The organism is Halosimplex amylolyticum (assembly GCF_051414035.1).
In the GTDB taxonomy this organism is placed as follows: domain Archaea; phylum Halobacteriota; class Halobacteria; order Halobacteriales; family Haloarculaceae; genus Halosimplex; species Halosimplex amylolyticum.
Genome location: NZ_JBLKNW010000008.1, coordinates 12,162 through 38,197 on the forward strand (window position 1 = coordinate 12,162; position 26,036 = coordinate 38,197).

Annotated in this window: 21 protein-coding genes and 1 pseudogene; 15 read left to right on the forward strand and 7 right to left on the reverse strand. The window is 60.6% G+C overall.

The features are described 5' to 3' along the window. Window positions 1–112: 112 nt before the first annotated feature. The gene (locus ACMGFE_RS22220) at window positions 113–1,069 is read right to left on the reverse strand and encodes an aldo/keto reductase (protein ID WP_436927475.1); all 957 of its coding nucleotides are present in this window, start codon (window positions 1,067–1,069) and stop codon (window positions 113–115) included. Between the two features lie 269 nt (window positions 1,070–1,338). Here ACMGFE_RS22220 and ACMGFE_RS22225 point away from each other — a divergent pair, with 269 nt between their 5' ends. The 4 genes from ACMGFE_RS22225 (at window position 1,339) to ACMGFE_RS22240 (ending at window position 6,359) form a co-directional block, all read left to right on the forward strand. Beyond that, complete coding sequence (locus ACMGFE_RS22225; protein ID WP_436927476.1) at window positions 1,339–2,376, forward strand: zinc-dependent alcohol dehydrogenase; 1,038 nt, start codon at window positions 1,339–1,341, stop codon at window positions 2,374–2,376. Between the two features lie 75 nt (window positions 2,377–2,451). Then, on the forward strand, window positions 2,452–3,867 hold the full coding sequence (locus tag ACMGFE_RS22230; protein WP_436927477.1) for an alpha-L-fucosidase: 1,416 nt from the start codon (window positions 2,452–2,454) through the stop codon (window positions 3,865–3,867). Window positions 3,868–4,215: 348 nt separating this feature from the next. Further along, on the forward strand, window positions 4,216–5,226 hold the full coding sequence (locus ACMGFE_RS22235; protein WP_436927478.1) for a zinc-dependent alcohol dehydrogenase: 1,011 nt from the start codon (window positions 4,216–4,218) through the stop codon (window positions 5,224–5,226). Between the two features lie 104 nt (window positions 5,227–5,330). After that, window positions 5,331–6,359, forward strand: a complete 1,029-nt coding sequence (locus tag ACMGFE_RS22240; protein ID WP_436927479.1) for a Gfo/Idh/MocA family protein — start codon at window positions 5,331–5,333, stop codon at window positions 6,357–6,359. Window positions 6,360–6,449: 90 nt separating this feature from the next. Here the strand turns inward: ACMGFE_RS22240 and ACMGFE_RS22245 are convergent. Continuing rightward, window positions 6,450–7,287 (reverse strand): annotated as a pseudogene (locus ACMGFE_RS22245) (enolase C-terminal domain-like protein); the annotation flags it as partial. Between the two features lie 148 nt (window positions 7,288–7,435). Between ACMGFE_RS22245 and ACMGFE_RS22250 the strand changes: the two are divergent. Then, window positions 7,436–8,968 (forward strand): alpha-L-fucosidase, encoded by a 1,533-nt coding sequence (locus ACMGFE_RS22250; protein ID WP_436927480.1) that lies wholly within the window; start codon window positions 7,436–7,438, stop codon window positions 8,966–8,968. A gap of 568 nt (window positions 8,969–9,536) precedes the next feature. On the opposite strand, the gene ACMGFE_RS22255 is transcribed toward ACMGFE_RS22250, so the two are convergent. After that, window positions 9,537–9,680, reverse strand: a complete 144-nt coding sequence (locus tag ACMGFE_RS22255; RefSeq protein WP_436927481.1) for a hypothetical protein — start codon at window positions 9,678–9,680, stop codon at window positions 9,537–9,539. Window positions 9,681–10,191: 511 nt separating this feature from the next. Here ACMGFE_RS22255 and ACMGFE_RS22260 point away from each other — a divergent pair. Both ACMGFE_RS22260 and ACMGFE_RS22265 read left to right on the forward strand, forming a co-directional pair. Further along, complete coding sequence (locus tag ACMGFE_RS22260; RefSeq protein ID WP_436927482.1) at window positions 10,192–12,549, forward strand: glycoside hydrolase family 125 protein; 2,358 nt, start codon at window positions 10,192–10,194, stop codon at window positions 12,547–12,549. A 168-nt stretch (window positions 12,550–12,717) separates the two neighbouring features. Then, on the forward strand, window positions 12,718–14,208 hold the full coding sequence (locus ACMGFE_RS22265; RefSeq protein WP_436927483.1) for an alpha-L-fucosidase: 1,491 nt from the start codon (window positions 12,718–12,720) through the stop codon (window positions 14,206–14,208). A gap of 19 nt (window positions 14,209–14,227) precedes the next feature. Here ACMGFE_RS22265 and ACMGFE_RS22270 read toward each other — a convergent pair whose 3' ends face one another. Further along, complete coding sequence (locus tag ACMGFE_RS22270; protein ID WP_436927484.1) at window positions 14,228–15,700, reverse strand: glycoside hydrolase family 32 protein; 1,473 nt, start codon at window positions 15,698–15,700, stop codon at window positions 14,228–14,230. A gap of 587 nt (window positions 15,701–16,287) precedes the next feature. On the opposite strand from ACMGFE_RS22270, the gene ACMGFE_RS22275 reads away from it, so the two are divergent. The 5 genes from ACMGFE_RS22275 (at window position 16,288) to ACMGFE_RS22295 (ending at window position 20,704) form a co-directional block, all read left to right on the forward strand. Continuing rightward, complete coding sequence (locus ACMGFE_RS22275) at window positions 16,288–16,518, forward strand: hypothetical protein (RefSeq protein WP_436927485.1); 231 nt, start codon at window positions 16,288–16,290, stop codon at window positions 16,516–16,518. Between the two features lie 126 nt (window positions 16,519–16,644). Further along, window positions 16,645–17,103, forward strand: coding sequence for a hypothetical protein (locus ACMGFE_RS22280; protein ID WP_436927486.1), 459 nt, complete (start codon window positions 16,645–16,647; stop codon window positions 17,101–17,103). Between the two features lie 115 nt (window positions 17,104–17,218). Then, window positions 17,219–18,073, forward strand: a complete 855-nt coding sequence (locus ACMGFE_RS22285) for an amidohydrolase family protein (RefSeq protein WP_436927487.1) — start codon at window positions 17,219–17,221, stop codon at window positions 18,071–18,073. 444 nt (window positions 18,074–18,517) lie between these two features. Continuing rightward, window positions 18,518–19,543, forward strand: coding sequence for an NAD(P)-dependent oxidoreductase (locus ACMGFE_RS22290; protein ID WP_436927488.1), 1,026 nt, complete (start codon window positions 18,518–18,520; stop codon window positions 19,541–19,543). A 138-nt stretch (window positions 19,544–19,681) separates the two neighbouring features. After that, on the forward strand, window positions 19,682–20,704 hold the full coding sequence (locus ACMGFE_RS22295) for a Gfo/Idh/MocA family protein (protein WP_436927489.1): 1,023 nt from the start codon (window positions 19,682–19,684) through the stop codon (window positions 20,702–20,704). Window positions 20,705–20,840: 136 nt separating this feature from the next. Here ACMGFE_RS22295 and ACMGFE_RS22300 read toward each other — a convergent pair whose 3' ends face one another. Then, window positions 20,841–21,680, reverse strand: a complete 840-nt coding sequence (locus ACMGFE_RS22300) for an NAD-dependent epimerase/dehydratase family protein (RefSeq protein ID WP_436927573.1) — start codon at window positions 21,678–21,680, stop codon at window positions 20,841–20,843. Between the two features lie 287 nt (window positions 21,681–21,967). On the opposite strand from ACMGFE_RS22300, the gene ACMGFE_RS22305 reads away from it, so the two are divergent. Further along, window positions 21,968–22,906, forward strand: coding sequence for a dihydrodipicolinate synthase family protein (locus ACMGFE_RS22305; RefSeq protein WP_436927490.1), 939 nt, complete (start codon window positions 21,968–21,970; stop codon window positions 22,904–22,906). Window positions 22,907–23,036: 130 nt separating this feature from the next. On the opposite strand, the gene ACMGFE_RS22310 is transcribed toward ACMGFE_RS22305, so the two are convergent. Together ACMGFE_RS22310 and ACMGFE_RS22315 are read right to left on the reverse strand one after the other, a co-directional pair. Next, window positions 23,037–23,564 carry a Gfo/Idh/MocA family oxidoreductase gene (locus ACMGFE_RS22310; RefSeq protein WP_436927491.1) on the reverse strand — a complete coding sequence of 176 codons (528 nt, stop codon included), beginning with the start codon at window positions 23,562–23,564 and terminating at the stop codon, window positions 23,037–23,039. 87 nt (window positions 23,565–23,651) lie between these two features. After that, a complete protein-coding gene (locus ACMGFE_RS22315) occupies window positions 23,652–24,056 on the reverse strand; it encodes a Gfo/Idh/MocA family protein (protein WP_436927492.1) in 405 nt (134 codons plus the stop codon). 86 nt (window positions 24,057–24,142) lie between these two features. Here ACMGFE_RS22315 and ACMGFE_RS22320 point away from each other — a divergent pair, with 86 nt between their 5' ends. Further along, complete coding sequence (locus ACMGFE_RS22320; protein ID WP_436927493.1) at window positions 24,143–25,159, forward strand: zinc-dependent alcohol dehydrogenase; 1,017 nt, start codon at window positions 24,143–24,145, stop codon at window positions 25,157–25,159. A gap of 28 nt (window positions 25,160–25,187) precedes the next feature. Further along, entirely contained in the window at window positions 25,188–26,027 is an 840-nt protein-coding gene (locus ACMGFE_RS22325) for an NAD-dependent epimerase/dehydratase family protein (RefSeq protein WP_436927494.1), read from the forward strand. Window positions 26,028–26,036 lie beyond the last annotated feature (9 nt).

The following is a 26,036-nucleotide window of genomic DNA, read 5'->3' on the forward strand; positions in this document are numbered from 1 at the left end:
ATACAAAAAGACATCGATCATCACTATACGCGACGTCTTCCCGGGCATTTCGGTGTAGCTATCTGTCTCTTGATCTGCGAACCGAAGTCAGGCAGGACGGGCAAATCAAGAACTAGCTGAGGCCGCCGAGCGTCTCGATACCGTCGAGTCGCGAGCGGTCGGGAGCGGTTAAGTTCAATTCGAGAGCTGCCAAGTTTTCTTCGAGCTGGTCCACGGTGCTGCAGCCAATGACGGGGATAGTGGGCGCGTCTCGCTGGACCATCCACGCGAGAGCGACCTGGTTACCGGTCGCATCCTTGCGGTCGGCGATATCCTGAACAGCCTCCATTTTCAGTCGATTCTCGGTCGTAACGTAACCGTCCGGGATCGGTCGGTCCTCGCGGCCGTAACACCCCCCGAGCAACGGCGAGTACGGGAGCATCGTCAGATCGTGTTCGTCACAGTAGGACACGAGTTCGTCGGTGGCCGGGCGCTGGGGGTCGAAATCCGCGTCCCGGTGTGGTGTGAGATATGAGTACCGCGGTTGCACGCAACTGAACGGAGTGAATCCCCGTTCGGTGGCTAGCGTGTTGGCACGGGCGAGTCGCCAGCCGTAGTAGTTGCTGGCACCGATATGACGGACTTTGCCGCTCTCGATGAGGCGGTCGAACGCGGTCAGCGTCTCCTCCAACGGCGTCTCTCGGTCATCTACGTGGGCGTACACGAGGTCGATGTAGTCGGTGTCGAGTCGATTGAGGCTCTTTTCGACCTCTCGCTTCACGAGATCGGGATCCAAAGACCGAGGAACGTCGTCGTATTCGAATCCGATCTTCGTCGCGACGAAGAGGTCGTCCCGATTCCCGCGATCTGACATCCATTCACCGAGGATCAATTCGCTCTCGGACTCGCCGGGATCACCGACCCCAGTCCCATAGATGTTGGCGGTATCGAGAAACCGGCCGCCTGCGTCGTAATATCGGTCCAGTATCGCACGGGACACTTCCAGGTTCGTACTACTCCCGAAGCGCATCGTTCCAAGACAGAGCGGACTTACCGTCTCACCAGTGGTTCCGAGTTCAATCTCGTCCATGGACAAGGTGCTGGCCCCGAACAGTTAACTTCTCTGGAGGCGGCAGCTGCCAACCCACATTGTACTGCACCGAGAATGGAGTCATCAGGCCTCGGCGGACTGGCAAACGAGCGAAGGACGGTTTCCGCCATTCAGTTCTAACGATTACCCGGAACTCAACACCTGGCGCTGCCAAGTCGATCGAGACAGTCCCGTGAGTGGGATTTCGCGTTTGAACTCGGCTATAGATGGCGATACCATTTTATACAGTGACCAAGATGCATCTGATGATGCAAGCAGCCCGATTTCACGAAGCAGCTGATACGCTGTCACTCGAAGAAATAGATCGACCAGCTGTCGGACCAACTGACGTTCTCGTTGACCTCAAAGCTGCTAGTTTCTGTGGAAGCGATCTCAATTACCTGATGGGAAAGACTGAGCCCGGTAACGTTCCGATCACCCTCGGCCACGAAGGTGCCGGAATCGTCGAAGAAACCGGCGATGCTGTCACACACGTCGAGGAAGGCGATCGGGTGGTCATCCACTACGTTCAATCGTGTGGACACTGCGACCCCTGTCTCGACGGGAACGACAATCAGTGTCGGAATCGCCAGTCTATCGGCCACCACGTCGATGGAACTTTCGCGGAGTACATCGCAATCCCCGAACGTTGTGCGTTGAAATTGCCGGAGCCGGTCTCTTTCGAGGACGGTGCGATCGCGGGTTGTGCTGTCTCGACCGCGTACCACGCGGTCGACCGTGGCGCGGTATCACCCTCCGACGATGTCGTCGTGTTCGGTATCGGAGGGGTCGGCCTCCACGCCGTGCTCTGGGCTGAATTCAACGGAGCAAATACGGTGATCGCCGTCGATCTGAGTGACCCGCAACTTGAAGCAGCGCGGGACTACGGTGCCGATGTAACCCTCAATCCTGAGCGTGACGATGTTCTAGAGCGGATCGATACCATCACTGACGGCTGGGGGGCTGACGTGGCGCTCGAGTGTTCTGGGTCAAGTACTGCCATGGAACAGGCGATCGATTCTGTCGGCGCGAAACACGGATACGAGACTGGAAACGTCGTTAGCGTCGGCATACAAACGGAGGACATCGAGGTCGGATTCGGCGACGTTCGTGAGGGCATGCTCTGTGTCTCTGGCGACCACACGCGGTCGGAACTCGGCGATGTATCCGATCTGCTGGAATCGGGCCGTGTCGACCTGTCGACGAGCATCACTCACACGCTCCAGTTGGAGAACATCAATGATGCGATCCCCCTGATGACCGATAGCGAAGAGCGGGTCGGTCGGATCATCATCGACACTTCCTGATTTGTTCTCACTGCGGCACGGAACTGTCTGTCTTCCTCGAAAGTTATTTACGAACTCTCACTGTCGGTGCCGACGATGCCCGAGCAGAACTATCCTCATCCGGAGCGACCTGTCACTGACCACCCTGAAGCTCAATGGTACCCAGATGCCGGATTCGGATTGTTCGTCCATTGGAGTATTTCCAGCGTCGCATCAGCAGATCTCTCCTGGTCGATGCTGGGCGATCCTGAGGAAAACGAGGACGTCATCCCGCCCCACGAGTATTGGGGACTGGCCGAAGAGTTCGATCCGGTGAACTACGACCCTGACGAGTGGCTCGCCGCAGCCAGCGAGGCGGGTATCGAGTACGCCGTCTTGACCACGAAACACCACGATGGGTTCGCGATGTGGCCTTCGAATCACGGCGGCTTCTCAACGGCCGAGTACCTCGATGGTCGGGATCTCGTCGGCGAGTTCGTTGACGCCTGTCGCCGACACGATATCAAAGTCGGCTTCTATTACTCGCTGGCCGACTGGCACCACCCACTCTACCCCGGCACCGACGTGCTCTGGGAGGACGGCGAACTGACCGGCGAACCGCTTCTGAGCGAGGACCTGTTCGACGCAGTCGGTCTCGCCGAGGACGCAACTGGGTTCACCCTAGGTTTCGATGTCGAGCACGTGCGTCGGTTCGAGGAGTACTATCGATTCGTCAAAGGACAGATACAGGAACTAATCACCCGCTACGGCAAAGTCGACCTCTTTCATTTCGACTGGCACCTCTGGAGCAAGAACATAGACAACCGGATGGGGGACCTCTACGGATTCATCCGATCGGAACAGCCACATATCGTCCTCTCGGGGCGCAATAACAACACGTTCCCCGAATGGGGTGACTACCGGACGGTTGAGGTCCACCCTGGCAGCGACGGCGGGCTCGACATGCCCGACCGGGGGTTAGCCGGCTGGTGGGAGGCGAACCTTATCTGGGACCCGCCGGGATGGGGATACACCGAGGAAGGCGAGTTCTACGACACGAAGTGGGTGCTGGACAAGATCGCACAGACAAACAGCAAAGGCGGCAACCTCTTATTGAATGTCGGACCGACTGCGACTGGCGAATTCCCTGACGGGGCCTACGAGGGGCTTGAAGAAATTGGTGACTGGATGGACCACAGCGAGCCCGCGATCAAGGACGCAAAACCAGACTCTCGTCCGCCCCACTGCGAGGCGCCGGTCACTCGCCGGACGGGGGTCTGGTACGTCCACGTGATGCCCGAACACGAAGGAGAGATCGAGGTAATCGACGTCCCAGAACCCAACGCTGTCCAACTCCTCCGCACGAATGAACCAGTATCCTACGAGCACGAGGGCGATAGACTCGTCTTCGAGGTCCCCGAGGAACGACGGGCCTCCGGTGACGAAGTCGTCGCCGTAACGTGGCCGCGCGCCCTCGACGAAGATTACGTCTTCAGTGAGGACGACGTTGACGACCTATTCTCGTGGGTGTAAACCAGAGGAGTAAGCTCGAAAACCTCGTAGCTCACCGTCTGAACTAGTTGATGCAATCCCTCCTACTATCGGATTATCGTAGCTGATCCGAGGTCCGAAGATCCTTGACGGCCACGGCGTCAGACCCGCATGAGCGCGAAGCCATGAATTACGAAGATACCCCACATATGCCGGTCTTGTACTGGCCAAAGACAACGAAGTGGTCTCGGTGACGCCTCTGGACGTTGGCACCCAGAGAAACGAGTCCAAGCTTGCTGGGCGGCAATTTGTCGTCCTGTCCCGAAGTCGTTCGCATCGCCGCGACCCACACATTTATTCGTCTGTCTGTGCGACTCCGATCCGTCCACGATGAAGAAAGTCGAGATCACTGGTGAGCGAGAAGCTGCGATTGTAGACGTTCCGGAACCCGAGCCTGTCGAAGACTGGGTGAAAGTCCGAGTCGAGGCGGCACCAATGTGTACGGAATACCACACCTGGGAAGCCGGTCATAGCGGGTTGATGGGTCACGAGGCCGCTGGCGAGGTAGCCGCAGTCGACCAGCCCAGCGACGTCGAAGTCGGCGATCGCGTCGTCGTCATGCCACAGACTCCGTGTGGCACCTGTGAACTCTGCCGGTCTGGAGACTACATCTACTGCGAGAACAATCACGATTACGAGGAGTTCACCGGCCAGGAGACTGGGAACGAGACGATGAGTCAGTACGTCCTCAAACAGGACTGGCTGCTCGTCCCGATTCCGGACGGCGTCTCCTACACACACGCGGGGATGGCCTGTTGTGGACTGGGGCCCACATACGGAGCGAACGAACGCATGAACGTCAGTGGCGTCGATACGGTGCTCATCTCGGGCGCCGGGCCAGTCGGATTAGGTGGCGTCATCAACACGACTCATCGCGGCGCCCAGGTCATTGTATCCGAGCCGAACGAGTTCCGTGCGGACCTGGCGCGCGAACTCGGTGCAGATGCAGTCGTCAATCCCCTTGAGGACGGCAAAGAGGAGATCAAGGCGCTGACCGACGGAGCTGGCGTCGACAAGGCCATCGAGTGCACGGGACTGGCGCCGGCCCAGCGCTTTGCAATCGACGCCCTCGGGCGGCGCGGCGAACTCACGTTCGTCGGCGAGGGTGGCGAACTCGAGATCAACGTCAGTAACGACATGCTCCGTAACGGCCTTGACCTGCACGGACAGTGGCACTACAATCGCGGACTCGCTCCGGGAGTCATGTCGGTCATTCAGGCCAACGAGGACAAACTCGAGACGTTCATTACGCACGAGTTTCCGATGGGAGACGTCAACGAGGCCTTCGAACTGCAGAGCGAGCAGGAAACCGGTAAAGTCGTCCTCCACCCCTGGGAGTAAGGCAAAATCGTCTTCCCCAGTAGGATCGGCCGCGAGCTAGAACTCACTCCGATTCAGCAACTATTATTACTCGGTCTGGCGACAGTCGATACGATTCAACACAGATGGCCGAGTACACTGCAGCGTTTATTGGGACCGGCGGCAGGGGAAGAGACCACGTTCTCGCATACGACCAGATCGAAGGCGCCAAACCGGTCGCCTGTATGGCCAGGACCGACACGCGCCGAGACGAGCTTGCCGAGGAATTCGATCTGGCGGCTTACGACGACGCCGAGGAGATGCTCGCGGAGACCGAACCTGACATTGTCCACATCAGTACGCCACCGCAAGTGCGGGTAAGCATCATGGAGTCTGTCTCTGAGGCGGGCGTGCCGCTCTGTACGGTCGAGAAACCGGTCGCCGTTGGTGTCGAAGACTGGCGTGAGCTCCGCGATCTCGAGGCGCGGTCGGACACGAAGTTTGCCGTCTGTCATCAGTTTCGCTGGCAACCACATCTCGTGCAGTGTCGGGAGGCGATTGAGTCGGGAGAACTGGGCGAAGTAGAGTTCATCGACTGTTCTGCCCGTCTCGTGCTCACAGACCAAGGAACTCACTGTCTCCACTACGGGAACTCGCTCAACGGTGACGCTCGTATCGAGGAAGTATTCGGCAACATCAGTGGGGAATACCACGACGAGCAGGCTCACCCTGGCCCTGACGCAACGGAAGCGATCGTCACCTTCGAGAACGGCGTCCGGGCCGCGTGGACAACTGGTGACGCCGGCGCGTATTCGACGGGCGCCGACCACCAGTACCAGCATGTCCGGTGTGTAGCCTATACTGACGATGGCCACGCTAAGTGGGAGGAGTTCGGTAACTGGGAAATTGTCTCACCGAGTCGTGAGGAGCGAAGTGACTTCGGGGGTGAGGAGACCTGGCGAGAGAACAACCTACGAGCGCAGGCCGAATTCCATCGAGAAATGTTCGAGTGGCTTGAGGGCGGGGACGCACCAGGAACCAACCTCGAACACTCGCTGCACGAGTGGAAGGCAGTTCTGGCGCTGTACGAGAGTGCGCTCTCGAACGAGTCAGTAACTCTCGACGAGTTCGACCCCGACGCGGACCTTATTGATCGCGTCGCCTCCGAGTTCTAAGAAGGGGCCGGGACTGACTACTCACTCGGTGTCTCTTTACAGTGTCACTCTCTCCGAGGAAGCGATGTTGAATACGGTTCACTGTAGTCCCTACTCGTAGACCCGTCGGCCAGTGGCGTTAGACTCGATGAATTCCCAGTCGTAGTTGACTCCGAGTCCGGGGGCCCTCGGGGACAGGAACGGTCCCATCGTCGATCGCGGCGTGGTTGTCAGCGTCTTCGTAGTCGTCTCGGTAGACGGGCGGTTCCGTGTTTTGACAGTCCGGGTGGACCAGCGCCATTTCGTAGTAGTTGGCGTTGCGACAGGCAGCGATGCAGTGCCGTTGGGCGGGGCTAGGTGCGTAGAATTCGACGTCAAAGCCATGGCCTCGGCGACGCGAGCAATTTTCATCGCACCAGGAATATTGGCGTCGCATTCTGGATCCGTCCGGACGAAGTCGCTCCCTTCGGCGTCGGTGAAGTCAGTGTGTGGTTCGAGTTCCCTGACGTGCTCGGTCTGCAACAGCGGCCTATCTATGAGATCACGTAGCTTCCGATGGAAGTGTTGCGAGATTCCCGCGTCACGGGAGTCCCCCGTACCAGAAGTAATTATGCTCGTCGCAGGCGCGCCCCTTTTGCGCATCCCCGAAGGTTTGATACTCACACGCGGGGCCATCATCAGGTCCATCACGGGACCGACGCGTTCATCAGCTGCGTGGACCGCTTCGACCTCTCGGATCACGTGAGGTATCGCTCCCACCCCAGCCGTGGATTTTGACTCCTGGATATCCAATCTCCAAGTACTCCTCGGCGAAGTCGGCAAACGCTTTGGAGAGTCGAGATCGCCGTTTTCGTCCCCGTGGTACGCCGAATCGTAGGTGAAGAGGTGCTCGCGGTAGATCCCCCAGTAGTTCGTGAATCGGTGCGCCGTAGTGTCTTCCGACAAGGTTCTAGAGCGCGAACTCGATGCTTTCGATCGAGGTGATTTCGGGTGTCGCGGTCGGTACTCATCGGAGCGATACACTCTATCTCGGATTTGAATTTCGAGGTCCTGTTCGCCACGAGTGGTGCGGCGAGCGAAATCGTGGTTCCGAACAGATGAAACCAGTCGAGCGGATTGTGCTCGATGCGCATCTGCCGATTGTCGGAAAGATTTTATTGGAGGGTTCTGACGGTACGGATATGTCGGAGTACGAACCGACGTGGCAGTCCCTTGAATCGTATCCGATCCCACAGTGGTTCAAAAACGCCAAATTCGGCATCTACTTCCACTGGGGACCGTACTCGGTACCTGCGTACGGGAACGAGTGGTATCCGCGAGAGATGTACCGGGAGGAGTCTGACATCCACGATCACCACGTCGAAACGTATGGCGACCCGTCTGAGCACGGCTACAAGGAGTTCATCCCCGAGTTCCACGGTGAAGAGTTCGACGCTGAAGAGTGGGTTGACCTCTGTGAGGAGGCGGGCGCCGAGTACGTCGGTGTGACCGCGATGCACCACGACGGGTTCGCGCTCTGGGATTCCGATATCACGGAGTGGAACGCAGCCGAGATGGGGCCCGAACGGGACATCCTCGGTGAACTTGCCGAGGCGGTTCGGGGCCGAGACATGAAGCTCGTCGCCGCGTTCCACCACGCATTCCGGTGGTGGTACTTCCCCCGGAAGGAGGGATACGACACCATGGACCCCGAATATGCTGGTCTATATGGCCAGCCCCATGAGGAAGACGAGAATCCGCCCGAAGAATACTACGAGGAGTGGCGCGACCTAACCAACGAGGTCGTCGACGAGTACCGGCCGGACCTCATCTGGTTCGACTTCGCGTGGGGGTTCCAGCCGTTCATCGAGCACGACGAGTACCGCCGACAGGTGGTCTCACACTACTACAATAAGGCAGAAGAGTGGGGTAAAGAGGTCGGCGTAGCGCACAAGCGCCAGCTCCCACCGGGCGTCGGTATCGTCGACTACGAGCGTTCCCGTCGGGAAGACCTCTCTATCCAGGCGTGGCTGACTGACACATCGGTCGACCGAGCGTCGTGGGGCTACGTCGAAGACTCCGATTTCAAGTCGGCGAAGACGATGGTCGACGGGTTCGTCGACCGCGTCAGTAAAAACGGGAACACGTTGATGAACGTCGGCCCGCGCCCCGATGGGACCATTCCCGACGAACCGGCGAATCTCCTTCGGGAGGTCGGCGATTGGCTCGACACGAACTCGGAGGCGGTCTACGGATCCCGACCCGGTTGGGAGTCCGGCGAGGGCCCGACCGAGGTCGTCTCGACCGAGTTCGAGGAGGCATCCAGCATCTCGTTTACCGCCGAGGACAAGCGCTTCCTGCGGAACGGCGACGAGTACTACGTCGTGCTCATGGACTGGCCGTCGAACAGAGTGGCGACTATCGAAACGCCGCTTCACAGGATCGTCGCCGAGAAGAGCCAGCGGCAACCCGAGATCGACCAGATCGACCTCTTGGGCGGTCCGAAAGACCTCGATTGGTGGCTCTCCGAGGAGGAAGACGATGGTGTGCCTCACCACGATACGCCGGAAGCGCTTCACGTCGCGCTTCCGTCCGAAGCTGACAACCTTGACCACGCATACACGCTCCGACTCTCGTTCGACGCCGGGTAGAGTGGACCCCCCTCCTGCTCGGTCGGAAGGTAATGCGGAGTGACGACGGCGACGTCAATGCCGGCGTTCGCCGCGTCCACGATCAGATCGGGAGTCTGGCGGGCACACGGTTCTCCACATTCAGCCAGAATCGGCTGGTCATCGACAGTGTCCACGGTGGTTTCGATGACGGATCAGCGTTCTGACCGCGTGAGGCTCGAAACTTCCCGGTTCGCGCCACACGGAAACAGTCCGTGGACACCGCCGTCCACGAAGGCGGCCACGAATTTACGGGTCGCCTCGATGTCGACGCCACCGTATCGCGATTCGGCGGGAACGAGCATCGGTGGGACCACTCCGCAAATGTTCATGCACTGTTGTCGGTGCGCTCGCTGAAGTCTCTTCGCGTTACGGTGCGGCTGACGGTCGCTGCTGTCCTCAGGTGGCTGCCGCTATTGGACGAGGATTCGTGCCGGACTCGTGTGCGGGGCTACACGTCGTCGGTTTCTGTTCGGATCGGACTGTGCGAGCACGAGCCGCCGAACGAGAAGAGAGGGATCGAGACTCGTCAGCAGGGCCCGGTCAAGGCTTACGCCTCGCGTTCAAAGGCGGCGACCTGTTCGTTGATCTCGCGGGACCGATCGGAGCCGAACACCGGTTCGCGGTCGCAGATGTACAGGCCGTTGGTCTCCTGATCGAGGTCGTAGAGCTTTGTGTAACTACTCGTATCCATCGTGACCTTCGTCGTACATGTACCGCGGGCACCAGCACGGCTACGCGTCCCCGCTCTCGTCAATGTGCGCGGGAACCGAGTACGACCTCCAGCAAAACCAGATGCCGAGCTTGGCATCCCTGAATTACTGCGGAATCGGATGCGCTCCAGTGATTCCCAGATTTCGTCGTAATTGTACATCTACCCGGGTATCTCCGAACTGTCTGAACGGGTCATATAGAAACAAAACCACTGCTACACCCGATTGAAGCCGTAACGAGGTTGTCAGTCCGTTTTCCGCGCTGTCAGTGGGGATCCGTCTAGTGTAAACCGCCCTGTTTCCGATGAGGGCCGTTCCCTGAACGACAGTCCGTTCAGCTGAGTTACTACGTTTGCAGCAAGTCGAAGTCCAGACCCGACACCAGGGGGCAGTTCCGAACCGTTTGAGAGTCGGGGAGATGTTTTTTCTGACGAACGCGAGGGGGTAGAACAACGGATATCGTTATGTGGCCTGACGTGGAAAGCGGTATCCGTGGTGACATCTCACCCACCGGAACGAAGCGACGATATCACGTACGAGAGCATCCACGCCGCGATAAACGGCGAGACGAGCGACCACTTCTGGGCATCCATCGACGAGAACGGAAACGAGTCCTACGGGAACGAACGGAGCTACTTCGCGAAGAACCCCACCGACGAGGAACTCACGTTCGATGTCTCTAACAATCGCGTTCTCGCGAACGTCAACCTGAACGGGACAATCAAGGACCTGACCGTATATCACGACGATCACCAGGTCGATTCGATCCCGGGCGTCTGGTTCAACAAGGAGTATACCCAGACCGGGCCGCTGTCGTTCCGGATCGAGACCGACGATCGGGAGATCGACCTATCTGACCACGGCAGCGTAGCGTTCTGCAAGACCGAACTTCTGGAGAACGCAATCCCCATGTCCGTGTTGCGGGCGGGAAATCTCGAGGTCACGCTGTTGACGTATACACCCATCTCGGCTGACGGGAGTGAGCGGCCGCCAGTCGCGTTCTACGGCGTCCATGTCGCCTCTGAGAGCCCTGTCGAGGGAACGCTCTCGATCCCATTCAGCGGCGGCCCCGAAGCGTTCAGCGGGATCCTCGAAGGCGACCACCGGACCCTTGGGGGGTCGGAAGACACGAGCACATCGGATCCCGATGCTGTGTCGTTCTCGGTGTCCCCCGACGCGAGCGCAATGGATCCTCACACGGTGTCGTTTTCTGTGTCCCCAGACGAGAGCGAGTGGTTCCCGGTCGTTATCGCCCCCGAGATCGGTCCGGAGACTATCGATCTCGTCGAGTGCCGCTCCAGCCTGGAGTGGCTCAACGAAACGCTGACGTACTTCCGACGAATGGTCGGTTCGCTCGAAACGCCCCAGGATCCGTTCCTCGGAGAATTGTTCGAGCGTCTCGTCTACCTGTGTTTCAACTCGCTTGCGATCGGGTCCGACGGTCAGTTAGTCGGCTCAAACTGGGGGAGTTACCCGGCGACGACTCCCATCTGGATGAAGGACTGTTATCACTCGCTTGTCCCCTTCGCGTTACTCGAACCCGACCTGCTGAAAAAGGGCATTGAGTGGTTCTCCTCCCGTAGCGTTCGTCCCGAGGGAGCCTACTACGAGGGGGGCATCAGCCACAGCTTGCCGAACGCGTTGAGTCCCGTGGTGCTCGCCGGACTGTACTACGGATACACCGGGGACCGGAAGTTCTTCCTCAACAACCCCGGAATCGTCGACAGTCTTGACGAGCTGGTGGACCGGATGCTCGCCACTCGGATCAACGACACGTCTCTCTTCGAATCGTACTGGCTCTCAGACGGCCCGACATACGGCGACTACAACACGTGTACCAATCTACTGGCATGGCTGTCCCTGCAGTCGATGGGGGATATCCACGAAGGGGTCTACGGAAATTCGCTGACCGCTGAGCGACTCTACGACCTCGCGGCGCGCGTCAGACGCGACATCGAAAACCACTGTGTCATCGAAAACCCCACGACTGGGGGGTCCCAGTATGTCGAGGGAACGAACGCGGACGGCACCTGCCCGAGTGTCCTCCACGACGGCGAGGAGACTGACACGGCGCTGATGCCGTTTTACGGATACACGGCCGTCGACGACCCGCGCTACAAGGAGACCATGCGTGCCGCTCTGAGTTCGGACAACCCGATCTACAACCAGACCGTCGACGCAATCGAGTGGGGTGTTCTAGACGCTGAGGAGTTCGATCGTAAGAACAACGTGAAGGCGTATCCGAACGTCTCCATCGGCGAGGTTGACGCCGTCGCGACGGCGCCGTCATATGTCACGGGGTTCGCATCGGTCACGGACGCCGACGACTTTGAGCGGGAGTTCTCGAAGCTTCGCCGACGCACCGACATCGACGGATCGTTCTGGTGGTGGCCATACCCGCTCGATGCCGACGACGAGACCGAGGTCGATCGGGCACACGATACACAGACCGGAAAGTGCGGCTGGGCTGCGGGAACCTACGTGTCCCTGTTCGTGAGCGATATACTCGGTCTGGACTATGACGCGAAGTCGCGAACGGTGACTCACAGGCCGTTCTCGCCGACAACCGACTACACGTGGTCCGCGCTCACCCTCGGTGAGGCCACTCTCGATGTCGCATTCAGGAGCGACGACGAGCGGTCGCTCGCGCGGATCCGCAACCGGAACTCGTTCCAGGTCACCGCCGATGTCGAACTCCCCCTCGAGGGTGACGACCACCGGTCGGTCAGAGTGAACGGCACCGAACTCTCTGACCCCGCCCACGGTGAGTTCTTCGAGTGGAAGACAGTCCGAGTTCAACGCGAAGTAGCGCCCTACGAGGAATTCGAACTGGTCGCCGACTATGGGTAATGTGAATCACTCTCGAATCACTGTATCGAGTCCGCGAGAACGGATAACAAGGGCAGCACTGATGTCGAGGGGAACGGTCAGAGACTGTACCACTGTCGTGGGGACGGTCGACGAAGCAGTTTCCGCAAACCTGGCGTTTTATAATCCGGCTCACGGTAAAAACCGGGTATGAGTGCAGAGGACAGCGACTCGCCAGTCGATGCGCCGGAGACGAGCGACGAGTTTCGACAAGCTGTGAATGACGCTGTCGAGCGAGCCCGAGCGGTCATCGAGAAAGGTCCCTACGATGACGAGTGGGAGTCGCTCAAGGGCCATGACGAAGCACCGACGTGGTTCCGGGACGCCAAGTTCGGCATCTACTGCCACTGGGGACTCTACTCGGTGCCGGCCCACGATACCGAGTGGTACCCGCGACTCATGCACGACGAGGAAAACGACATTCACGACCACCACGTCGAGACGTACGGGTCGCCAGACGAGGCTCCCTACCAGGAGTTCGTTCCGGAGTTCACCGCGGAGAACTTCGACGCCGAGGAGTGGGCCGACCTTTTCGAGGAGATAGGTGCCCAGTTCGCAGGTCCTATCGCGGAACACCACGACGGATGGTCGAACTGGGACTCTACGATCAATCCCTGGAACGCCGGCGACCGCGGCCCCAAACGCGACCTCGTCGGAGAGCTAGAGTCCGCGATTCGCGACCGCGACATGCGGTTCGTAACCTCGTTCCATCATGAGCGCACTCGGGAACACTACGAGTTCGCGTACGAGAACTACCCGTCGGTCATGGATGAGTACCCCGACGAGGTCATGTACGGGAACATCGACGAGGACATCTACTTCGACCACTGGCTGGCGCGCCTCGTCGAGGTCATCGACGACTACGCGCCGGACCTGATCTGGCACGATGCGAGCCTGCCGTCGATACCCGAGGGACACCACCGCCAGTATCTCACGTACTACTTCAACAGGGCCACCGAGCGCGACCAGGAGGTCGTCGTCACCGCGAAAAACGAGGAATTGCCGCTGGAAGTCGCTGTCGAGGACTACGAGCGCGGCCGGCCGAACGAACAGCTCGACCGACCGTGGCTTACCGACACGTCGATCACGACGAACGGTTGGGCGTACACCGAGGAAGAGGATCTCAAATCCCCGCAGACTGTCGTCCACGAGTTGGTCGACATCGTCAGCAAGAATGGCTGCCTGCTATTGAACTTCGGTCCGCGGCCCGATGGAACGATCCCCGAGACTCAGCAGCAGGTCCTGCGCGACGTCGGGGAGTGGCTCGACATCCACGGGGACGCGATCTATGAGACGCGACCGTGGAAGACGTTCGGCGAAGGGCCCACACGACTCGAGGATAGCGGTCATTTCCTCGACGACGTAGAGTACACGTCCGAGGACGTCCGGTATACCCAGTCCAAAGACGGTAGCACGCTGTACGCGATCGTCATGGGTTGGCCCGACGGAGAGTCGTTCACGCTCGAATCGGTCGACGTCGCAAGCGACGACGGTGCCGTGGGACTGGTCGGCGGGGACGACGACCTTGCGTACGATGTCGATGACGGTCAGGTGACGATTACTGTCCCAGACCTCGGTCCGGATGAGCGACCGAGCGACATCGCCGTCGTTTTCGAACTGTCGGGCTTCGAATTCGAGTGAGCGCGGGGGCGGTCTCCTTTCACCACGGATTGGTCGCGATCAGGTCCCACGTGTCGATCGATTCGACGGATGCGTCACCGCCGCGGGCGAACACGGACACGCCGGTACTGTCTTCTCGATCTGGGTAGAGCCGCTGTGTAACGCACTGTCGGTCATTAGCGAAGACTTCGAGGATCGACCCGTCGAGGAACAGCTGGAGTGAAAGCCGCTCTCCCTCGGTCAGCGCGAACGGGGCTTCCTGGACCCACACGTCGTTTTCAGCGCCGCTCTGTTCCATCTCCTCCTGTACGCCGACACCGGGATGTGGCCACGGGTTGGTCACCTCGTCGCTCGCGCTCGCGTTGTGCGTATCGACCCGTAACACCTCCTCCGAGGGGATGTACGAGACGGCCGTCTGTTCCTCGCCGTCGGGTGAGCGACAGACCGCGACGCCGACTTCGTCCGCCGTCTCCGGGACGATCTCGATCGACAGCTCCAGGTGACGTCCTCCGGCATCGGATGGTCGATGGTCGCGTCCGGGTCCGACTTCGATATTGCCGTCGCTGCGGTGGTTCGACCGAAGCCGTTTGAGTTCGCTCACCGGCCGGACGAGGAGCCTGCCGTCCTCGTCGAACGAAAGCGTACGGGGGAGGCTCATCACGCCGCTCCAGCCCGATTCCAGTTGTGCCTCGGGCGAGCGCGCCTCGGGTACCCAGGCCCAGAAGATACGCCGCCCGTCCTCGTCTACCAGGCTCTCCGGGGCGAAGAGCGTCCCTCCGGGCCAGTTCATCCTGTAGTGATCCTCGGGGTAGAACCGTTCGTCCTCGTATCGCCCGACGAGACACTGGGCGCCGCGGTCGTGGCTGATGAACAACAACACGTGCTTGTCCCCGAGGGAGAAGAAGTCCGGGCACGAGTAGTCCGCGCCGACGTCCCACTCCTCCGGTGAAAAGACGAACTGGTGTCGCTTCTCCCACTGTTCGAGGTCTTCGGACCGATACAGCGTCAGTTCGTCCGGTTCGTGCTCTGGGTTCGATCCCGACAGTGAGTAGTAGACGTCGTCCTCACGCCACGCTGCCGGGTCCCACGCGGGGTTCGGCATGACCGGGTTCGCGGGCGACTTTTGCCACTCGATCAGGTCCTCGTCCGCGGCGGTGGCGATGCAGTTCCCGTGGCCAACGCTGTGGTACACGAGGGCTGGCGTCCCGTTGCGAGTGATGAACGCATCACCACTGAACATGTGTTCTTCGTCCGCGTTGGGGACGAGCGCCCGGGGGTGGTGTCGCCAGTGAAGCAGGTCGGCGCTGGAGGCATGTCCCCAGCTCGTCTGTTCTTCCTCGTACGTCCCGATCAGGTAGAAGAGGTGATACCGGCCGTTCCAGTACAGTGCGCCGTTCGGGTCGAAGGGCGAACAGTGCCCCTCGGGAGCCACGAAGTGAAACCGCGGTCGATGGTGGTCCTCCTGATACGATTCTCGTAGCCGGCGAGCGTCTCTGACAATGTCAGTATCCATGGAATCTGCCTCGTGGACTGCCGTTGCGTAATCGGTATCACTGCCCTCGCTAATAAACCTGCATCCCGAGTCAGTCCACACCGAATAACCCGTGTTCCGACGGCATCGGTCTGTATCCGACCGGAAGGCGCCAGTTCCTCTCAGTCCCACTCGAAGAGAACCTTCCCCGTCTCGCCGCCGTCGGAGCGGTCGAACGCCTCAGCGCCCTGCTAGATGTCGAACCGATGTGTCACAATGTTACTGAGCGGGACTGACTCCGATTGGGCGAACTCCACCAGGTCGAAACACTCCGACATGGTGTAGACGAGGTTCCACGTGATCGTCAGCTCCTTGCTGATGAGTTCGCCGACGTCGATCTCGGGGTCAACCCCCGGCGCTCACGTACACCACCGTCCGGTGTGCCGACGCCGCGTTGATGGCTTGTCGCCGTGCCGTCGCGCTCCCGGAACACTCAAAGACGCCGGAAGCACCTGCTTTATCCGTTAACGTCTCGATGGCCGAGATGGTGCCGCCTTCGGTTGACAACGGCTGCGTCGCTCACTCGTCGAGCCACGTCGATCCGGTACGGGCCGATCATCGGGAATCTCATGGCTTCGCTCATCAGCAGCGCCGACATCCCGACCGCACCGAGGCCGAACACTGCCACGGGATGTCTCGGCTCGATGCCGCCGTTCGCACTGCTACGAGGGCCTGAACTGGTCAATCTCATGGACGCACGGCCCGGAAAACTCCGGAGGATGCAACCCTTCACCGAGACGCTCCTTGAATTGGACGCCCCGCCGGAACTGCTTGACCGTCTCGGTATTGAGGCCGACTGAGCACAGGTCTGCCTCGCGATGCTGTCTCGACCTCTCGGTCTTTCTTTCGGTGTGAATCCGTCTCTCCGGTCTGGTTTACCAGTCTGTGGCTCCTTCATTCGCGTGCGGAACCGGATGATTTTTGCCATGAACGACGAGAATCCCAACGTAATGATGGTTTCTCGTGAGGCAATACGTGACGACCGCGACGTCATCACAACCGCAGTCTTCCTCGGCGCTGTCGCCGGTGTCTTCTTTTCGGTCCTCGCTGTCGTCGGCGTCGTGGTACTCGCCGCGCACGTGTCGCTGGAGATCAGTCCGAACGCGTTTCTGTTCGGTGGACTCGTCGCAGGTCTCGTCGCCGGGTACGTGGCGGGAGGAAGGTTGGATCGTGGTATGAGGGTCGGCGGCTACGCCGGCGTCGTCAGCGTCTGCGTCTTGGCGGCCTGCTACGTCGTATACAACTTCGGAACCGCCCTCGTCGGAGGTGGAACGCTTTTCCTCTACTGGGTTCCGTTCTTCGGTGGGTTCTATCTAGTCGTCTATTCGACGGTCTTCGCAATCGGCGGTTTGGTCGGAGGCGCCCTTGGTGCTGCGGTCCGGTAGCCGTCTGCCGGATTCGACGACTTTGTGGACCCCACTCGCCTTCTCTGTGTGAAATCTGCTTTGGATCTGCCCCCGGGAGCGAACAATTAAAGGCAGGTCGTCGTGATGAGTCGCTATGGCGACGGTTATCAACGCGCACGAACACGTCTGGACGAGCGAGGACCAGCAGCCGTGGGTGAGCGACCTGACACCCCCCGGCGTCGAGAAACTCGTCTACACGGTCGATGATCTTCTGGCGGACATGGAGACGTTAGGAGTCGACCGAACAGCCCTCATCGCGACGCCCATCCATGGGCGCGGTAGCCCTTACACCATGGAGTGTCTTCGGGAATACCCAGATACGTTCTACGGCGTGATACTCCTCGATTACTTCGCAAACGACATCGGCGAGCGGGTCGACCGCGCGTTCGAACAGGAGAACCTGCTCGGAGTCCGATTCGGGGCTTGCATGGAGTACGGCACTCTGTGGGAACACCGGACGGCAAACGCAGAATGGATCACCAGCCCCGACCTCGACCCGTTCTGGGAGGCGCTCGAGCGCCAGACGGCCCCGCAAGTCCAGATCATGCTCGAGGCGAGCCAGATCGACCAGGCCGAACAGGTTATCGCGGCCCATCCCGACGTGACGTTCGTCCTCGACCACCTCGCCTGGCCGACCCCAGGCGAGCACCCGCCGGACGAGCCACCGTACACGCGCCTGGCCGACGTCGCGGAGCACTCGAACGCGTACGTCAAGGTGACACACACCCCGTCACAAGAGCCCTATCCCTTCGAGGACGTTCACGGCCACGTCCGGCAACTCGTGGACTGGTTCGGTTCCGACCGTCTCCTGTGGGGCACCGACTGGGTGTATCACTTCAAGGAGGGGACGCCCTGGGAGACGACGCATTTCCTCGACGAACTCGATTTCCTCTCGACTAGCGACCGACGCGACCTCCGCTACCGGACCTTCGAGACACTGTTGCCCTGACCGCCTGCGAGCCGCCGGGACCAACTCCATCGTTCGCTGTCTGACACCGCAGCTGTGCCACTACAATTTCAACAACGCTCTCGAACACAGCAGCCATCCCGTCCGTGAAACGAGGGTTTGCGGCTGCCGCGGGGGGAATGTGCAGTTCGCTCAGACGGTCCGAAACAATGTCCCACCCCGCTGCGTTGAGAGAAACGGAGATGCGAGTAGTTCTATCAACGACTCCGAACGGGGGGTAGACCACTGACTATAACAGCGACAATAGTCGGCCACTCCGGACGTCGACTCCGGCAAGATGCCGCTATGGGTGAGGTCTATCCCTTCGAAGCGGAGGAGTACCCCGTAACACTCGATCGGATGTGGCCAGTGTAAGTTCGGCTACCGTCCGCATACGGGAGGGATGGCGGCAGTGGTTTTTTCACCGGGCTTCGCGTGGCGGGTTCCATGCACGATTACCTCGTAGTCCACCCTCGTTTCGAACGTCACTGGCCAGGTGCTGCCGAGCGTTTCCGGGAGTTATGGCCTGACGCCGGGTTCGAACGGGTCGACCTTGACGATAACAGGGTGCTCTCGGAGGTGCTCCCCGACCCCGGGGGCGTGACTCGGCTCGTCTCGCTGGGTGTCCCCGTCTCGGATACGTGCATTGAGCGCCTCAATGCTCTGGACGAGGCTGTTGTCTACACCGACTCGGCGTACACCGCGGACGAGGATCTAGTCGAGCGCCTCGAAGCTCGGGATGTCTCGGTCTACCACCACGAGAGCGAGGGGTTCTGGGGACAATCAGTTGCCGAGTGTGCGCTCGCACTGACCCTCTGTGGCCTCCGGCGGATCCCGCAACTCCACGGGCGCATACAGGACGACCAGGAACCGTGGGACTACGAGCCCGATGGCGTCCCGGGGCCAGGGAAGCGCGCCCATCAGTTCGGCGACGATCCCCGGTTCGCGAATGGAACGGTCGCCCGCAAGCGTGTCCGGCAGGTCGGCGTCGGCAACATCGGCAGTCGGTACGCTAGTTTCGTCGACGCCCTCGGCGCAGACGTCGCTGCCTACGATCCCTACGCCGACGAGCCGTGTTTCCACCGCGCGGGCGCTCGGCGCGAACACCGCCTCGAAGACCTCCTGACCGACGCCGATATTTTCGCACCGCTGGTCCCCCCAAACGAGGAAACCGTCGGGTTGATCGACGCGGACCTCGTGAACAGGCTCCCTGAGGGTTGTCTGGTCGTGCTCGCCACACGCGCCCGGATCGTCGACGGTGATGCGCTCCGCGAGCGAGTCCTTGCCGACGAACTCGCTCTCGCGGCAGACGTCTGGGATGAGAATCCCGGTGAACCGCTACCCCTCGATGATCCGCTGCTCGGTCGACATAATGTCGTCCACACGCCACACGTCGCCGGCCGGACGAAACACGCCAACGACCGGTGGGCTGAGATGCTCGCTGCGAAGTTTAAGCGTCGCGATCACCAGTGAATCCGGTCTTCTGTCGACCGCGTGAGCGTCCTATCGCGCCCGATGGTAGGACCGATACGCGCGTTCAGTCTGTCGCGACCTGCGGACAACGAGTGAACTTTTATATCCGGTTTGAGCGATACACACTGATGATCGACCATGTCTGAGTACACCGCGGCGGTCGTCGGCTGTGGAAACAGGGGGGGTGACCATTTGGAGGCGTACGAGCACATCGACGGCGCTCGACCGGTCGCCTGCTGCGCGCGAAACGACCCACGACGAGACGAGCTGGCCGAGGAGTTCGACCTGACTGTCTACGACGACACCGAGGAGATGCTTGCCGACGAAGAGCCCGATATCGTCCACGTCGCGACGCCCCCGAATGCGCGAGTCGAGATCATGGAGACAGTCTCAGAAGCCGGCGTACCCGCGTGTACGGTCGAGAAACCGATCGCTCTCAGGGTCGACGACTGGCGGACGATCGCCGAACTCGGTGAACAGACGGACACCAGGTTTGCCGTCTGCCACCAGTTCCGGTGGCAACCGGACCTCGTTCGCTGTCGGGAGGCGGTCGAGTCCGGTCGACTGGGGGAGGTTCGATTTCTCGATTGTTCCGCCGGCCTCAGCATCACCGACCAGGGGACCCACTGTCTCCACTACGCCAACGCCCTGAACGGGGATCAGCGCATCGATACGGTATTCGGGACCGCGAGCGGCCCCTTCCACGATGAGCAGGTACATCCTGGCCCGGACGCGACCCAGGCCGCCATCGTCTTCGAGAACGGGGTACGATGCCAGTGGACGACGGGGACGTACGCGCCGTCCGTCGGCGAGGCGGAGTACCAGCACAAGCGGGCTGTCGCGTACACCGACCGCGGCCGCGTTCAATGGGAGCAGTTCGGAGAGTGGGCGATCGTCGGTCCCGAGACTGTCGAGTACGGCGATTTCGGGGGGATGGCGCGCTGGCAACAGACGAACATCGAGGCGCAGGCGCGGTTCCACGAAGCGATGTTCGAGTGGCTTGAGGCCGGACCGAAACCTGCGACGAATCTCGAACACTCGCTGCACGAGTGGAAGGCGGTCCTGGCGCTGTACGCGAGCGCGCTCTGGCGGACGCCAGTTACGGTGTCTAAGTTCGAACCCGAGTCCGCCCTCGTCGAACGGGTGAACCAGGCGCTCTGACGGTCAGGAGTACCGCGTCACCCGGCGAAACCGGGAGCAACTCGGATGCGAGTGTAGGCGAGTGACGGGCCACAGGACGTACGGGCGCAGTCGATTCGGTCGGGTGACGGCAGTAACGCTGTCGACTCGACCGGACCTACTCGGGCGGACCGTCCCACTGTTCGCCGTCGTCCTGTGGGTCGTAGCGGATCCGCGAACGGGCGTGTTCGAGGTCGAACCACCGGCGGCGGTTGTCGCTAACGCCGTAGAAGGTCCCGTACTCGACGTCGTCGTCGGTGAGACAACAGGATATCTGGTGTGCGAAGTCGCGCCGGGACTGCCACGTGCACTTCAGTCGGGCGACCGCGCGCTCGTACTCGGGACTCCCCCGTTCGAAGGAGCCGTCATCGACACCTGCCTCCGCGTTCCCGTACGGGTGGTCGTACTCCGGCATGTTGACCGTCCCGACCCGGAGCGCGTAGAAGTGCTTCGGATACTCAAACTCCTCGACGTAGTATCGGCCCAGATCCTCGCCGAAACTCTTCGAGGCGCCGTAATACGAATCCGGCCGGACCGGGTCGCTGTGGTCGATAACGAGGTCATAGTCGCGACTGTACAGTTCCGGAGCGTGCTCAGTCTCGTATTTCCCCACGACGTGGTTCGTCGAGAGGAAGACAAACGACTCGATCGCTTCCGTGCGGGCGGCCTCTAAGGCGTTGTACATTCCGACAATGTTGGGCTCGAACACGTCGGTCCAGTCCCCGTCCGTATAGGGGTATGCCGCCATGTGCACCATCGCGTCGCGCCCCTCGGACGCGGCTCGAAGTTTCTCGGCCTCGGTGACGTTCCCGACGATCGTCTCGTATCCACCGTAGGGGTGGTCGTCGGACCGATCTGACCGGTTGTAGTAGCTGAACTCGTACGCGTCGCGGTCGTGGAGATGGTCGATCAGCGCCGTCCCACAGCGGCCGTAAGCGCCGGTAACTAGTACATCCATCGCGTCCATATCCGATCCGGAAGGCGACAGATATTAAAAACGCCTGTTCAGCATCCGTAGCGTATCGCAAGAACTGAACTGTACGATAGCGCTCGACCGTTCCCTCATCGAATTTGATACTGGGTCTGGTAGCCTTCGGGACTGACAATTCTCCTCCCAGACGGGTTCGATCACGGGAACGCATCGGGAACCGGTTTCATCCGTGACGCCGATACGAAGTATCGATCTCTATTCTCATCGCGAGGTAGACGATGGATTTATCGTGGTGGGCATAGACCCGATTTCACATGGGTTCGCCTGCCGATGAGGTACGGGACCGTCTGAGAGGTGTTGCTGTCGGTCTCCTGACTCCCTTCGACGATTCGCTGGAGATTGAATACGACAAACTTGCAGACAACGCGCAATCACTGTATGAACAGGGTATCCGGACGTTTCTCGCTACCGCAAACATAAGCGAATATCACTCTCTCTCTCAGGACGAACGCATCGGTGTCGCTGAGACGAGTGTTGACGCACTCCCCGAAGACGCGTGTATCCTCGCTGGCGTCGGTGGGAGTACTGCGAACGCAATTGAATTGATCCGCGGCTATGATCAACACGGGGTCGACGCAATGATGGTCATGCCGCCGGATCACACGTACATCCACGAGCAGGGACTGCTCGACTACTACCGGGAACTCGACGCAGTAACCGAGAAACCCCTCGTCCCCTACGTACGCGGATTCGACCCGTCGATCGACTATCTGGCCGAACTCACCCAAATCGATGGCGTCGTCGGGATCAAATACGCTCTGAAAGACGCGGTGAAACTGGGAGCTGCCGTCGCAGCCGGTGCCGAGGACGTGGTCTGGGTAGACGGACTCGCGGAACCATACGCCGTTGCCTATTGGGTCGAGGGCGTCGAGGGCTTCAGCGCCGGCGTCAGCAACTTCCGTCCTGAGGTGGGGTTGGCACTGTTCGACGCCCTGGAAAATGGGGAGTGGGCCAGGGCGCGCGAACTCAGGAACGCCTGTCTTCCGTATCAGAACTTCCGGGACGGGGCGGGGCAGAACAATACGATCTCCGGTGCGATCAGCGTCCCGGCAGTCAAGCGGGGGCTCGAACTCGCCGGGCTTCACGGCGGTCAGGTGCGCGAACCGATCCGGCCGCTCTCGCCCGCCGAGCGCGAGCGTGCGGCGGAACTCTACGAGCGCCTCGACGACGACATCGAACGCCTCATCAAGTGAGGTCCCTGTCTGGCTAGAATCCCCCAAGCGGTCCTTGCACTGCTTCCAGCCTCTTTTACGCCGAGTGTCTTACTCGGGCGTGTCCCGGACGGACAGTTCTCCGCTCTCGATCATCGATTCGATCGGATCGTCACTTCTTGTCGGTGGCAGGTTCGACTCGACTGCGGCGCCGCGACGATTCCCATATTTCGAAGCTTATTTCGGTTGCATTCAGAACGTTCCGTCCGTTCAGTTCCGGTTCTCTCCCGGTTTCGACTCCCCGCAGTGCATCGTTGATCGCGCCGGTATGGCCTCTGTCTTCCTCCTCGTCAAAGTCGACAGCAGTCCATTTTCTATCACCGTTCTGGTGGTATCGGACGCTCCCGTTATTGCGTCCGACTTCGATAAGTCCATCAGTTCCCACGATCCGGTAAAAGATATTCTCACTCTCAAGAGCGTCGGCCCCCTCCTCGGTGGAAGCGATTCCGACGACGCCATCGTCGTATTCCCACATCCCGAACGCCTGTGACTCGGTATGATGTTCGTAGGCGCCGCCGTACGCGTTTTCGACCGGTTCGTTCACCTGCCCGATGATCCATTCGGCGGGTCGGTCAGTCGAGTACATCCCGTAGAGGTCGAAATAGTGTGTCCCCCAGTCCAGCAGGTCCGATGCGGTCATCTCGATCCGCACGACGTCGCCGATGACGCCCTCCTCGATCCGGTCTCTCGGCGCTCTCCACCGCGGGTGAAACCGCCGCTGGTGATTCTACGTGAGCTGAACATCGTGTCTCTCACATTCTTGAACCGCAAGCTGACACTCGGGCCAGTCCACGGCCATCGGCTTCTCGCAGTGAACGGCATCAACGACTCTCTGACGCGCACAGTCGACGATAATAGGCGTGTGGATCTGTGGCGGCGTACAGACGCTCACGATGTCGGGTTCGACTACCGCGAGCATGTCCAGATACTCCTCGTAGACGTTCCCCTCGTCGATATCGAACTCACGAGCGAATCGCCTCGCGTTCTCTGGTACGACGTCGGCACAGGCAACCAGTTCGCAGTTTTCGTGATTGCGGTGCCCGCGCCCGTGAGCGTACCCGATCGAAAAGCTCGGTGCGTCGTCCTCCGGTGGATTCCCGGTGCCGATAACCGCCGCCCGGTACGTGGACATAGCTGTTTCACTCGTCCCCAGACAATTAAAAGCACCAGTGCCCGGATACGCCTATCTTTACAATCGTTCGGCTACAGGTCAGGACAATGGTCGAAGCGACAGCTCTCGTAACACAGGGGGACCGGTCCGTATCGCTGGATTCGGTCAGTCTCCCGGAACCAACTGACGACGACGTTCTCGTCCGGACTCGGTATTCCGGGGTCAGTATCGGAACCGAACTCGACATCATCCGGGGATCGCAGGGTGGAGCCCGCTATCCCGTCTGCACCGGGTACCAGGCGACGGGGATCGTTGAGTCTACGGGCGCAAACGTCGAGTCCCTCGAAGCGGGCGACAGAGTGTATTTCCGGGACAACCGGTCGATGGAGAGCGACGACGGCGAGACGATCACGACGGGTGCAGGAAGTCACTGTTCCCAGTCGGTCGTAAACCCGGAGGAATCGATCGGGATCGCACGCCTTCCCGACGGCGTCGACGAAGCGGTCGCGAGCACGTTTGTCCTCCCCGCAGTCGGCCTGAACGGGGTCGACCGGGCGAACGTCCGCATGGGCGACACCGTCGCGGTCCAGGGCGTCGGGCTCGTCGGACTCGGCGTGGTCGCGGCCTGTGTCCACCGCGGTGCCGAAGTCGTTGCCGTCGACCCTCAGGAGAACCGACTCGAAGTGGCCGGGCAACTCGGCGCCGATCACCTCGTCGATCCCGACGAACGCGACCCGATAGCGGCCGTCGACGACGTCACCGAGGGAGAAGGTGCCGACGTCGTCTTCGAAGCTACCGGTATCCACGCGTTGCTTGACACTGCGTTCCAACTCTGCAAACCGTATGGGACGTTCGTCTTTCAGGGCGTCTACCAGGGCGAACCGGTCTCGTTCGACTATCGCGTCCCGCACAACAAACATCTAGACGCCGTCTTTCCCTGTGACGACGGCCTCGAACCCTGTCGCCGCGCCGTCCTGAAGAACATGGCGAGTGGCGCGCTCCCGTGGGAACACACGATCACCCACCGCTACGACGCCGCCGACGCCCCGGATCTATACACCGACCTACTCGCCGACGAGGCTGACGACGTCATCGGCGCTGTCATCGACTGGAGGGGACAGTGATGGGCCACGTCACCGACTGGAGGGACCGATGAATATCCTCGTCACGGGTGCGTCCGGACGTCTGGGGAGCCATCTAGCCCCGGCACTCGCCGAAGACCACGACGTGGTCTACCTGAGCCGTCACGAACCGGGCGTAACGCCCTGGGTTCGAGGGGCGTTCCATTCCTTCGAAGACCTGCGAGCGCTCGACGACCACGACTTCGACGTCGCAGTGCACCTGGCCGGTGTGCTTGGCGGATGTCGCGAGGCCAAGACGATGCGCGTGAACGTCGAGGGGTCTCGACGACTGATGCGATATCTCGTCGACAGGGGCTGTCGAAAATTTGTCCTGGCGAGCTCTATCGCAGCGATCGGTATTCGATCGACGGCGTTTCGTCCTCAGGAGTTGCCCGTCACGATCGACCATCCGATACTGGCGCGGAGTCCCTACTGTGTCTCGAAGCATCTCATGGAGGAACTCTCCCGGTACTTCAGCCGGTCGCATGATGACCTCGATGTCACGAATCTCCGGCTCGGTTCGCTGTTTTCCCCAGAGGATCCGCCCGAACCGACGGAGCCGGGTGAACTCGAAGAGTGGGCGTTCAGCGTCATCGGTTGGATCGGGATTCCCGACGCGGTCCAGGCGTTCATGCGTGCCGTTGAGGCCGACCACGATCCTGGTGAGCGGGTTTTCAACGTCGTAGGACCCGATTCCGGGACGACCGTCCCCGTCCCCGAACTGATGGAATCCTGGTATCCGGACCACATCGAGGATCTCAACCTCTCTCACTACGAGCGACTGGGATACGAGTACGCCCCCGTGTTCGCGATGGACCGGACAGAGGAGAAACTCGGGTTTGAACCCGAGTTGAGCATCCTCGACGAGTAGGTAGCGCGG